This window comes from Shinella sp. HZN7, assembly GCF_001652565.1.
In the GTDB taxonomy this organism is placed as follows: domain Bacteria; phylum Pseudomonadota; class Alphaproteobacteria; order Rhizobiales; family Rhizobiaceae; genus Shinella; species Shinella granuli.
Map to the genome: position 1 here is coordinate 536,213 of NZ_CP015736.1, position 12,181 is coordinate 548,393.

At 66.3% G+C, this 12,181-nt stretch carries 11 protein-coding genes; 7 read left to right on the forward strand and 4 right to left on the reverse strand.

Annotated elements, in window-relative coordinates:
* Positions 1–24: 24 nt before the first annotated feature.
* The 3 genes from shn_RS02625 to shn_RS02635 are packed head-to-tail and all read right to left on the reverse strand — an operon-like array spanning position 25 to position 3,217.
* A complete protein-coding gene (locus shn_RS02625; protein WP_064329014.1) occupies positions 25–864 on the reverse strand; it encodes a TIGR01459 family HAD-type hydrolase in 840 nt (279 codons plus the stop codon).
* Entirely contained in the window at positions 861–2,138 is a 1,278-nt protein-coding gene (locus tag shn_RS02630) for an FGGY-family carbohydrate kinase (RefSeq protein ID WP_064329015.1), read from the reverse strand. The genes shn_RS02625 and shn_RS02630 overlap by 4 nt, the downstream gene beginning before the upstream one ends.
* Complete coding sequence (locus shn_RS02635; protein WP_064329016.1) at positions 2,135–3,217, reverse strand: class II aldolase/adducin family protein; 1,083 nt, start codon at positions 3,215–3,217, stop codon at positions 2,135–2,137. Before shn_RS02635 ends, shn_RS02630 begins: the two co-directional genes overlap by 4 nt.
* A gap of 194 nt (positions 3,218–3,411) precedes the next feature.
* On the opposite strand from shn_RS02635, the gene shn_RS02640 reads away from it, so the two are divergent.
* From shn_RS02640 to shn_RS02665, 6 genes are all read left to right on the forward strand, one after another.
* A complete protein-coding gene (locus tag shn_RS02640) occupies positions 3,412–4,191 on the forward strand; it encodes a DeoR/GlpR family DNA-binding transcription regulator (RefSeq protein WP_064329017.1) in 780 nt (259 codons plus the stop codon).
* The gene (locus shn_RS02645) at positions 4,188–5,591 is read left to right on the forward strand and encodes an FGGY-family carbohydrate kinase (RefSeq protein ID WP_064329018.1); all 1,404 of its coding nucleotides are present in this window, start codon (positions 4,188–4,190) and stop codon (positions 5,589–5,591) included. Before shn_RS02640 ends, shn_RS02645 begins: the two co-directional genes overlap by 4 nt.
* Positions 5,588–7,129 (forward strand): sugar ABC transporter ATP-binding protein, encoded by a 1,542-nt coding sequence (locus tag shn_RS02650; RefSeq protein WP_064332398.1) that lies wholly within the window; start codon positions 5,588–5,590, stop codon positions 7,127–7,129. Before shn_RS02645 ends, shn_RS02650 begins: the two co-directional genes overlap by 4 nt.
* A gap of 32 nt (positions 7,130–7,161) precedes the next feature.
* Entirely contained in the window at positions 7,162–8,145 is a 984-nt protein-coding gene (locus shn_RS02655; protein WP_064329019.1) for a ribose ABC transporter permease, read from the forward strand.
* Between the two features lie 68 nt (positions 8,146–8,213).
* Positions 8,214–9,152 carry an ABC transporter substrate-binding protein gene (locus shn_RS02660; RefSeq protein WP_064332399.1) on the forward strand — a complete coding sequence of 313 codons (939 nt, stop codon included), beginning with the start codon at positions 8,214–8,216 and terminating at the stop codon, positions 9,150–9,152.
* A gap of 85 nt (positions 9,153–9,237) precedes the next feature.
* Positions 9,238–10,146, forward strand: coding sequence for a sugar phosphate isomerase/epimerase (locus tag shn_RS02665; RefSeq protein ID WP_064329020.1), 909 nt, complete (start codon positions 9,238–9,240; stop codon positions 10,144–10,146).
* Positions 10,147–10,287: 141 nt separating this feature from the next.
* On the opposite strand, the gene shn_RS02670 is transcribed toward shn_RS02665, so the two are convergent.
* Positions 10,288–11,064 (reverse strand): SDR family oxidoreductase, encoded by a 777-nt coding sequence (locus tag shn_RS02670; RefSeq protein WP_064329021.1) that lies wholly within the window; start codon positions 11,062–11,064, stop codon positions 10,288–10,290.
* Between the two features lie 94 nt (positions 11,065–11,158).
* Between shn_RS02670 and shn_RS02675 the strand changes: the two genes are divergently transcribed.
* A complete protein-coding gene (locus tag shn_RS02675; RefSeq protein ID WP_064329022.1) occupies positions 11,159–12,058 on the forward strand; it encodes an AraC family transcriptional regulator in 900 nt (299 codons plus the stop codon).
* The last annotated feature ends 123 nt before the right edge of the window (positions 12,059–12,181 follow it).

Consider the following 12,181-nt stretch of genomic DNA (forward strand, 5'->3'; position numbering starts at 1 on the left):
GCGATCCTGCGTGCATCCAGTCACTTAGACTGCGAAGCGTTCCATCACGAAATCAGGCCGAGCACCATGCGTGTCGGAGATCACGGCCAGGTCGCTTTCGGCACTGCCGGCCAACACGCCCGTCCGGACGAGGCAGGAGGCCAAGCCTGCCCTGGCGGCGCCGGCAATATCGTGTTCGATGCTGTCGCCGATGCAGATAGTGCGATCGCCGGCAATGTCGGAAAGCAGGGATCGGGCCTGCTGGTAGATCGCGGGATAGGGTTTGCCGAACCAGCGGACGGGACCGCCGAGCGCCTGATAGGCAAGCGCGATGCTGCCGGCGCCCGGTGCGGTGACGCCACCCTTGGCGAGCTTGTGACGGTCGGGGTTCGTGCAGTAGCAGGGCACGCCGCGTCGTGCGGCCGGCTCCAGCCGCTCGCGGTAGGCAGAGAGTGGCACCTTCTCCGCCTCGCTGCCCGAGATGATCACGATATCCGCAAGCGCCGCGTCCTCGACATTTTCGAAACCGAGCGCGTCGGCAAGGTTGCGGTCGCCGCCGCTCGAGATCGTCAGGCAGCGTGTCCCCGGTCTACCGGCCGTTTCGCGGGCCAGGATATCGTGGGCGACATCGCCGGAGGTCAGGAAACGATCGAAGCCCGCGCGATCGAAGCCGAGCTTTACCAGGCGCTCGGCATTGTAGTCGCCGCTTCTTCCCGAATTGGAAAGGAGGATGACGGTTTTCCCCGATGCCTTCAGCCGGAGCAAGGCCTCGTTGGCACCGGAATAGGCCCGTTCGTCATCGCGCAGCACGCCGAACTGGTCGACGAGAAAGGCGTCGTAGCGTTCGGCGAGGGCAGCGAGGGTCGTCCGCGGGGCAAGGCTCATGACCACCGGGCCTTTCCGGCAAGGACCAGCGACGCCGTGCCGACGGCCGCTTCGGCTGACCGGGCGGCAAGGAAGGGAACACCGAGCGCGTTTTCCCGCATTCTCGTCCAGGCGGGGTTGGTTGCCCCCCCGCCGACCGTGCGCACGGAGCGCACCTTGGGCCCACCGAGCTCGACCAGCCGGTCGTAACCCGATTTCTCGATGACGGTGATGCCTTCGAGCATTGCCTGGAAGAACACGAGGTCATCGGCCGGGCGCGGCTCCAGCCGTGGCGGATAGGCGGGATCGTTGACGGGGAAGCGTTCGCCGGGCCTTGCGAGCGGATAATAGGCAAGGGCGGTCGGCACGTCCGGCTGCAGATGCGGCGTCATGGCTTTCAATTGCGCGTCGTCGAAGAAGCTGCGGATGACCGCGCCGCCCGAATTGGACGCTCCGCCCGCAAGCCAGAAATCCAGAACCCTGTGCGAATAGATGCCATAGCCGGCCGCATCGATCGGCCGGGCCGAGGCCAGCTTGACGACCAGCGTCGAGCCGAGGGCGGTGACGCCGTCGCCTATGGCCGAGGCGCCCGTCGCCAGGAAGGAGGCGCAGCCGTCCGTCGTGCCCGCATGGTAGTGGCAGCCGGCCGGCAGGCCCAGCGCCCGGCCCGCCGGCCCGATATCCGCCAGAAGCGCGCCGGCGCGCTCGACCGCCGGCAAGAGGGCGATGTCCATTCCGCACGCTTCCAGCCAGTCCGGCCAGCGCTCGGTGGCAAGGTCGTAGCCGGTCTTCAGCGCATTGTTCTCGTCGCTCGTCGCCGTGGCAAGGCCGAGCTTCAGGAGGATCCAGTCTGCCTGATGTACGACCGTACGGACTCCGGGACGGCGCGACAGGTGGATGGCGCGGGCGAGCGCGGACGTCGCCCCGCGCGCGGGGCTATCGGCCGGCGCGTGAGCGGCGATCCGCTCGATGATCGCCGGGTCGGGGCAAGGATCGTTGTACATCAGCGCCTCGCCGACCGGCTGGCCGGTGGCGTCGAGCGCGACCATCGTGCCGGAGGTGCCATCGACCGCCACACCCTCGATGGCGGCGAAGGACAGGCGCGCGGAAAGCGCCGCAAGACAGGATTGCACGCCCGCCCACCACATGCCGGGCATGCGCCCCGCGGGCGCGCTCGGGAAGGGAAAGGCGGACATGTCGAGGGGCGTGCCATCCGCTGCAAGAGCTGCCGCGCGCACCCCTGACGTGCCGATGTCGATGCCGAGCGCGGTTGCGGGCTTGCCTGGCGCGTTCATGCCCGCTGGCTCGCCTTGCGGTCGAGCGCCTGCCGATATTGTTCCGCCTCCCAATGGGTCAATTCATGCTCCTGCTCCGGTCCGAGATAGACGACGGGCGCGCCTTCGGGAATGCGGGCGACGACTTCGGCGAGGCACCGCGCCATGACACGCCCGCCATCGGTCAGTTCGTTCGCCAGCAGGACGCCAAACCCCGGCACGAGAAGCATTTTCGGGATGGCGCGGTTTTGCGCAAGGCGCGCCTCGCAATAGGCCGTCGCCGTCTCGTCCCGGGCAAGGACGCCGATTTCCGTACCGAGGAAGATGACATGGTCCGGGTAGAGCGACCCGCCGGTCGCCATGGCGATGCTTGCCGGGCTGAGCGCGGTCTTGTGGCTGCCGGTGTCCTCAGCCGCGTGGAAATCCGACCCGTCCGCGAGGGTTGTCAGCGCCGCCGGATTGGCCGGCGCGGCGGCGCGCTCTTCGACGGCGAGGGCGGCGGTAACGCGGGCGATGCGCTCGCGCACCTCCTCCACCGTCTCACCGGTGACGATGATGCCGTGATTGTAGAGGATCAGGATATCCGGCCGGCTCGCGGCCACGCTCTCGATCTCGCGGGCGAGCGGCGTGCCGGGGCGACGGTAGGGAATGGCCGCCCAGGTGAGGTCCGGCAGCCTCGCCAGCCGTTCGGCGACGAGCCTCTCCCGGTCCGCCAGAACCGAAAGTGCGATGGCGTTGACGCAGTGATAGTGGGCAACGACCGCCTGCGGCAGTACGGCATGGAAGCTCGCTTCGATCGACGGCCGAAGACCCGAGGCATTCAATTGGGAAACGATGAAGTCGGTGGCCTTTTCGGCGCTCGGATCCCGCTGCCGCAACGCCTCCACCAGCGGCGCCACCGCCAGCGGCACCATGATGTCGCGTGCGCCGGCATGGGCAAGCCAGGTGCCCGATGCCTTCACCCACATCACGCCGTCGCGCTTGAAGGAGGTGTTGCCGCCGGCGCCCTGCGTTTGCAGCACGTCGCTGCCGATCTGCCGCGAAAGATCGAGAAATGCCTCGAAGGCGGGAATGTCCTGCGCCCGAATGCCCGAAGCCATGCCGGCCTCCTCCTTTGAACCGTCTTGCCGCGCCACGCTTGCTTGGCAACGAGAATGAGCGAACTTTTCAATGGATGGTATTTTTATGATCACATATCGTCAATAGTGAATAATTTTCGTCATTCCTGTTGATAATTTCGCGTGAGTATGATTGTCTTCATTCATCGGCGAGGGAGACGCCGGGAGGAGACGTCGTGAACGACACCGAGCGCCACAAAGCCATCATCGACCTCTTGCGCGAGACCCCCTTCGCTTCGGTGCGGGACCTCCAGGAGCATCTCGGAGTCTCCCCCGCCACGATCCGCCGGGATATCGACAAGCTCCACGAGCTCGGTCGCGCGCGAAAAGTCTATGGCGGCATCTCGGCCATCGAGGCGGGCGACAGCGCACGGCTCTCGGCGCGGCCCTATGACGAGAACCGGGATATCGCCGTGGAGGCGAAGCGGGCGATCGCGGCGATGGCCGCTGGCCTGGTGCGCGACGGGGATTCCATCATCGTCCATGCCGGCTCCACCTGCTACCAGCTCGGCATCCTGCTGGCGCAGCGCAACCTGCGCATCTGGACCAACTCCATGCCGCTCGCCGCCTATCTCGGCGAGCACGGCACCTGCCAGCTTTCGCTTGCCGGCGGCGAGCTTTACCGCGAGCCCGGCATCATCCACGACGCGGCGGCCGGCTCGCCGGGCTTCTTCGCCTCGCGCCTCTTCGTGGGCACGCAGGGCATCAGCGGCAAGGGCCTGCTCGAATCCCATCCGCTGCTCGTCAAGGTGATCGGCGAGCTTGCGGCCTGCGCCGACGAGATCGTGCTGCTCGCCGACAGCCGCAAATTCTCCATCCAGCCGCGCAACGCCGTCCTGCCCCTCTCGCGCATCGGCACCATCATCACCGACGACGGCCTCACGGACGCCGCCGCCAGGATGCTGGAAGACGCCGGCGTCAACATCATGATCGCGACGACGGGAGGCGCAGGTTGAGCCAGAGCCCTCTCGCCGTCTTCGATCTCGGCAAGACCAATTCGAAGCTCTTCGTCGTCTCGGCAGAGGGGCGGGTGATCGACGAGGCGCGCACCCGGCCCGTGTGGCGTCAGGCGGCGGACTTGCGCGTGCTGGACGACGCCGCGCTGTTCGACTGGATGAAAGGGGAGCTTGCCCGTGTCGTCGCGGCGCATGGCGTCGATCGCATCATGTTCTCCGGCCATGGCTGCACCTTCGCGCTGACGGCGGGCGACAGGCTCGTCCACGCCATCCTCGACTACGAACAGGAGCCGCCCGCCGATATCGCCGCGCGCATCGATGCGATGGCGCCGGATTTCAGCGAGACCTTTTCGCCGCCCCTGCCTCTCGGCTTCAACTACGGGCGGCATCTCCTGTGGCTCGACGCGCGCGATCCGGCCTTGATCGGCAAGGTGGAGGCCATCCTCTCCTATCCGCAGTTCTGGAGCTGGAAATTCTCCGGCCGCGCGGTTTGCGAGGTCTCCTATCTCGGCTGCCATTCCAATCTCTGGGCACCGCTGAAGGACGATTTCAGCAGCCTCGTCGACCGCATGGGTTGGCGCGACAAGATGCCGGGCTTCGCAAGCGCCGGCAGCGCGATCGGAACCCATGCCGTCCGGCTCGACGACGGGCGCACCGTCGATGTCGCCGTGCACAACGGCGTTCACGACAGCAATGCCGCCCTCTATTTCTATCGTTCGCTCGGCTTTTGCGACTTCACGCTGGTTTCGACCGGAACCTGGGTCATCATCTTCAACCCGGCAAGCCCGCTCGAAACACTCGATGCGGGGCGCGACATGCTGGCCAACGTGACGGTCGGTCACCAGCCGGTCGCGACCATCCGCTTCATGGGCGGGCGGGAATACGATGTCGCAAGCGGTGGCTGGACAAAGCCGGTTTCGCCGCAAGCCGTCGCTTCGGTCATCGCCAGACGGGCTTTCGCGCTGCCCTCCTTCGCCGCCGGCGGCCCGATGCCCGGCCATGAAGGGCGCTTCATCGGCCCGGCGGTCGATGGCGAGGAACGCGCGGCCGTCGCCATGCTCTATGTCGCGCTGATGACCGACCTGTCGCTCGACCTCATCGGCTCGAAGAACACGATCGTCATCGATGGCGGCCTGGTGAAGACAGGGCTCTATGCCTCCGTGCTCGCGGCCCTGCGGCCAGGCCAGACCGTGCATACCAGTGCCAATCCCGAAGGCAGCGCCTTCGGCGCCGCGGCCCTCGTCTTCGATGCCGCCGGCCGCAATCCTTTCGTCAACGACTGCGCCACGGCAAGCCCGGCGAGCATCGCCGGCCTTGAGGACTACCGCCGGGAATGGCGCCGGCATGTCGATGCCATGGCTGCCGGCGAGCGGGGCGGAGCAAAGGAGAGATGCGCATGACCGCAACGGCGAGCCAGCAGCACGTGCTCCTCGAAATGCGCGATATCAGCAAGACGTTCGGGGCCTCGAAGGCGCTGTCGAATGTGAGCCTGTCCGTCCATCCCGGCGAGGTGCATTCGCTGATGGGCGAGAACGGCGCCGGCAAGTCGACGCTGATGAAGATCCTGTCGGGCGCCTATACGGCCGATCCGGGCGGCTCGGTGCTCATCGACGGCGCGCCGGTCGTGCTCGGCGATCCCCTCAGGGCCAAGGCCTACGGCATCGCCGTCATCTACCAGGAGCTTTCGCTCGCGCCGAACCTGACGGTCGCGCAGAACATGTTCCTCGGCAACGAGCCGTCCCGTTTCGGCCTTGCGGACCGGGCCGAGATGCGCCGGCGGGCCGAGCCGATCCTCAAGCAGCTCGGCATCGGCTTCGACTCTGCCCGGCGCGTGGCGGAGCTGTCGCTTGGTGAACGGCAGATGGTGGAGATCGCCCGGGCGCTGACGACCAATGCACGGATCATCGTCATGGACGAGCCGACGACGTCGCTGACCACCCGCGAGACCGACAGGCTCTTCGACGTCATCGCCCGCCTCAAGGCCGAGGGCATCGCGATCATCTATATCAGCCACCGCATGGAGGAGATCTACCAGCTCTCCGACCGGGTGAGCGTTCTGCGCGACGGCGCCTATGTGGGCACGCTGGAGCGCGCGGAGCTTTCGGCGAACAAGCTCGTCTCGATGATGGTCGGCCGCGATCTCTCGTCCTTCTACAAGAAGGAGCACCGGCAGGTGACAGGCGAACGCGCCGCCGTGCTCTCGGTGAAAAATGTCGGCGACGGCGTCAGGGTGCACGATTGCTCCTTCGACGTACGCGCGGGCGAAGTGCTGGGCGTTGCCGGCCTCGTCGGCTCCGGCCGCACGGAGCTTGCCCGCCTCATCTATGGCGCCGACCGGAAAACCTCGGGCGAGATCACGCTGAACGGCAGGCCGCTTGCCATAACCGCCCCGCGCGATGCGCTCGACGCGGGCATCGCCTACCTTACGGAAGACCGCAAGACGCTCGGCCTCTTCCTCGACATGTCGATCAGCGACAACATCAATATCGGCGTCATCGCCGGCGATGCGAAGGCCGGCGGCGTGCTCAACTTCGCCAGGGCAAGGGAGCGGGCGGCGCATGCGGTGCGGGCGCTGTCGATCCGCACGGTCGGCACGCAGATCAATGCCGGTGCGCTCTCGGGCGGCAACCAGCAGAAGGCGCTGCTCGCGCGCCTGCTGGAGACGAAGCCCAAGGCCATCATCCTCGACGAGCCGACGCGCGGCGTCGATGTCGGCGCCAAGTCGGAAATCTACCGCATCATCGACGAGCTTGCCCAGAACGGCATCGCCATCGTCGTCATCTCCAGCGACCTGCCGGAAATCCTCGGCATCGCCGACCGTGTGCTGGTCATGCGCGAGGGGCGTATCGCCGGCGAGGTCACGGGCTCGGCCGAGCAACCGATCGGGCAGGAAGCGATCATGGCGCTGGCAACCGGCATCGCCGGCCATGCGGCCTGACAAACGGCAACGGAAGAAGACGGAACGGAACCATGAGCGCAAGTGAAACCGAACAGGCCCGGATGGACAAGCTGAAACTGCGCTCGACGCTGACGGCGCTCGGCATGCTGCCGGTCCTCGTGCTGCTGGCGATCGGCTTCCATCTGCTTTCCGGCCGCTTCCTCTCCGTCAACAACCTGTCCATCGTCATGCAGCAGGCCTCGATCAACACGGTGCTCGCCGCCGGCATGACCTTCGTCATCCTGACGGGCGGCATCGACCTTTCCGTCGGCTCGATCCTTGCCGCCTCGGCCATGATCGCCGTCATCGTCTCGCTCGTGCCTGACCTCGGCATGCTCGGCATTCCTGCGGCGGTCGCTGCCGGCCTCGCCTGCGGCTTCCTCAACGGCGCGATCATCGCCTGGCTGAAGCTGCCGCCCTTCATCGTCACGCTCGGCTCCCTGACCGCCATTCGCGGCGTGGCGCGCCTGCTGGGCAACGATACGACCGTCTTCAACCCGGACCTGCCGTTCGACTTCATCGGCAACGGAACGCTGTTCGGACTTCCCTGGCTCGCCGTCATCGCCATGGCGACGATCCTCGTCTCCTGGTTCATCCTCAAGCGCACCGTGCTCGGCACCTGGATCTACGCCGTCGGCGGCAATTCCGAGGCCGCGCGGCTGACCGGCATCAAGGTGCCGCTGGTGCTGCTCTTCGTCTATTCGATGTCCGGCCTGCTCTCCGGCCTCGGCGGCGCCATGTCGGCCGCCCGCCTCTACGCGGCGAACGGCCTGCAGCTCGGCCAGGCCTACGAACTCGACGCGATCGCGGCCGTCATCCTCGGCGGCACCAGTTTCGTCGGCGGCGTCGGCTCCATCTGGGGCACGCTCATCGGCGCGCTCATCATCGCCGTGCTCTCCAACGGCCTCATCCTCGTGGGGGTCTCGGACATCTGGCAGTACATCATCAAGGGCCTCGTCATCATCGTCGCCGTCGGTCTCGATCGGTACAGGCTCAAGGGGCTTGGTCGGACGTGAGGTCCGGCTGAACGAACCGGTCGGCGACCGGAAACAACGGCGCCAAACGCGCCACAATGGAGGAAAACATGCGTCTTATGCCCAAGTTGCTCGTCGGCACCGCCATGGCCGCCGCTCTCTGCATGCCTGCAGCCGCCAAGGACCTCAACAAGATCGGCATTTCGGTCGGCCTGCTCGGCAACCCGTTCTTCGTCGCCACCATCAAGGGCATCGAGGACCGCGCCAAGGAGATCAACCCGAACGTCGAAGTCATCTCCGTTTCCGCCGACTACGACCTCAACAAGCAGGTCTCGCAGATCGACAGCTTCATCGCCGCCGGTGTCGACATCATCATGCTGAACGCCGTTGACGCCAAGGCCATCGCGCCGGCCGTCAAGAAGGCCCAGGCCGCCGGTGTCGTGGTTGCCGCCTTCGACGTGTCCGCGCCGGGCGCAGACGTCACCGTCATGACCAACAACGTCAAGGCCGGCGAAGAGGCCTGCAACTACATCGCCGACAAGCTCGGCGGCAAGGGCGACGTCGTCATCATCAACGGCCCGGCCTCCTCCTCGATCCTCGACCGCGTCCAAGGCTGCAAGGATGCGCTCGGCAAACACGCCGACATCAAGATCCTGTCCGACGACCAGAACGGCCAGGGCTCGCGCGACGGCGGCCTTGCCGTGATGCAGGGCCTGCTCACCCGTTTCGACAAGATCGACGCCGTCTTCGCGATCAACGACCCGACGGCGATCGGCGCGGAACTTGCCGCTAAGCAACTGAACCGCAGCGAGTTCTTCCTCACCGCCGTCGACGGCGCGCCCGACATCGAAAAGTCGCTCGCGAGCGGCGATTCCATGATCAAGGCCTCCGCCTCGCAGGATCCGTACGTCATGGCCGGCCAGGCCCTGAAGCTCGGCGTCGAGGTGCTGAACGGCAACACGCCGGCCGAGCCGGTCGTGCTGCTCGACCCGCAGCTCATTACGGCAGACAACATCAAGGACTACCAGGGCTGGACCGCGGCCCGCTAACGTTCCTCCCAGACGCTCGGGCACCCGGCTTCGGTAGGGTGCCCGAGCGATCCTGTTTCAATCCAGTTCAGAAAGTGGCCGGGATATGTCGAAGATCGGTGTTCATTCCTTTGTCTGGAGCGCTGGCTCCTCGCGCGATGCGCTTGAAAAGGCGCTCGAGAACACGCACAGGCTCGGCTATAAGCTCATCGAATTCTCCTATCTCGATCCCAGCCAGGTTGACGTCGCCTGGCTCGCCGGCCGCATCCGCGAACGCGGCCTTGACGTCGCCGTCAGCATGGGACTGCCGCCGGAAGGCGACATTTCGAGCGAGGACGCCTCGGTCGTCGCCAACGGCGTCGCCATCCTCGACCGGGCCGTGGCACTGGTGCGCGATCTCGGCGGCACGAAGCTCGCCGGCATCCTCAGCTCCGCGCACGGCAAGCAGGAACATGCGCTGACCAAGAAGGGCTGGGACACCAGCGTTACCGCGCTTTCCAAGGTCGCCGACCGCGCAAAGGCCGCGGGCGTCACGCTCAACCTGGAGATCGTCAACCGCTTTGAGAGCAACATGCTCAATACGGCGGCCCAGGGCATCGCCTATATCCGCGACACGGGCGCTTCGAACGTCTTCCTGCATCTCGACACGTTCCACATGAACATCGAGGAGGCCGATGTGGGCCTGGCGATCCGCCATGCCGCCGACAGGATCGGCTATATCCATATCGGCGAAAGCCATCGCGGCTATCTCGGTACGGGCACGATCGACTTCCGGGCGATTTTCGATGCGCTGGCGGCAATCGGCTGGGACGACTACGTGACGTTCGAGTCCTTCTCGACCACCATCGTCGACAAGGACCTCTCGCTGAAGACCGCGATCTGGCGCAACCTGTGGGACGACAACGTCGCGCTCGCTCGCCACGCCCATCGGTTCATCGAGCTCGGCCTGGAGACGGCCCGTCTCAAGGGTGAGCTTGTTCGCCAGGCTCATCTGCCTGCCCAGCCGATAGAGTGAAGGTGATGTGATCTGGGTGGCGCCCCCGCGCATGCGGGGTGACGCCGCGGCCAGCCAGTTGCGTGGGGGCCGGGAGGCCCAGCGGCTGATGGTCGGCGATGCCATGGATGCGGCCGGCGCGGGCTTCAACAAGCCAGCCCGTCATGCAGGAGCCGGAGGTCGCTGCGTAACAAGCGCTAGGGCCTTCGACCAGGCCAAGGCATCCGCTCCAGCCGGCAGGCGCATGGGGCAGGCGGGATCGGTTGCCGCCCGCCAGACCGCCTCGGCGACGTCGATGGCGCGCGTGAATTCGGTCGCGCGCTGCCGGTTGGCCACGATCTCCGCCATGATGCCGGCATAGGCTTCGGGCACGTCCATTCCCATGCGGGCGCGGGCGTTCGCACCGAACGCGGTTTCGGGCGAAGCCCCCGGCAGAACGAGGCGCAGGGAGATACCGAGCGGCTCCAATTCCAGCGCCAGCGATTCCGTGAAGGCATTCACCGCAGCTTTGCTTGCCGTGTAGGCGGACAGGAGCGGCAGAGCGCGTAGCGTCACACTGGACGTCACGTTGACGATCGTACCGGCGCCTCGCGCGCGGAACTGCGGGAGAACGGCTTGCGTCATGGCAATGGTGCCGATCGTATTGGTCTCGAACAGCTCGCGGATCTTTTCGATCGACACGCCCTCCAGCGCATTCATGAGGCCGACACCCGCATTGTTGACGAGGACATCGATCGGACCCGCTGCTTCGACGGCGTGTGCGATGCTGCCGGCATCCGTCACGTCGAGCGGCAGAACGCGCAGCCGGTCGGACGGCGGCAGAATGCCTTCGCGCGGCGTGCGCATCGTGGCGATGACCGTCCAGTTCCGGTCGAGAAAGAAACGCGCCGTCTCCAGGCCGAAGCCGGACGAACAGCCGGTGATGAGGATGGTGCTCATGGGTGATCTCCTGTTGGGTATGGCAGGAGGGTAGGCGTGAGACGCCGGATGATCTATAAGGAAGAATACAGAAAATGTTTTCGATCGTACGGAAATGTCGGATCCTCTCAGCCAAGTTGTCGGTCTTTTGCAACCCAAGGCCGATCTGTCGAAGCTCATCGTCGCAGGCGGTGCGTGGCGCGTGCATCGCACGGACGAAGGCCGGCCCTTCTATTGTGCGGTCCTGAGCGGACGCTGCCGCCTTGAGTGTGCCGGCCAGGCGCCCGTCATGCTCGAAGGCGGCGACTTCGTGCTCGTGCCGGCTGCCTACGACTTCGTCACGTCCAGTCTGGAGCCCTCCACACAAGCGGAGACGGCACGGGTCGAGATAAGCCCGGGCGTGTTCCGCCTCGGACCCGCAGACGCCCCGCTCGACTTGCGCATGCTGGTTGGGCACTGCAGCTTCGCGTCGGACGATGCCGATCTTCTCGTTTCGCTTCTGCCGCAGCTCATGCATGTGCGCGGCGAGCAGCGGCTGGCCGCTCTGGTGACGTTCGTGAACGACGAGATGCGTGCCGAGCGTCCCGGCCGCGAGGCCGTCCTGACGCGGCTCCTGGAAGTTCTCCTGATCGAGGCCCTGCGATCGGCTTCAGGCCCGGCGGCGCCCTCCGGGCTCCTGCGCGGCCTTTGCGACGAGCGCCTTGCCATCGCGCTGCGGTGCATCCACGACCGGCCGGCAGAGGGCTGGACGGTGGATGCGCTGGCGCGCGAGGCAGCCCTGTCGCGCACCACCTTCTTCGAGCGGTTCCGGCGTGAAGTCGGGGTCGCGCCGATGGAGTATGTCTTCGGCTGGCGCATGTCGCTTGCCAAGGGTCTTTTGCGTCGGGGCAATATCACGGTCGCAGAGGCGGCTGAGCGCGTCGGCTATGGATCGGCCAGCGCGTTCAGCACGGCCTTTGCCCGGCGCGTTGGCACCCCGCCCGCGCTCTACGCACGCGGGGACGTTCAAGGATGAGGGGGATGAACAGAACGAACACCGCCGCGACCGCGACGAGCGCCAATGCGTAGCCCGCCCCGTTCTCGAAACGGCGTGAAAAGATCGCTTGCAGGAAGCGCCCGTGCAGCGTTGGCAGATCGC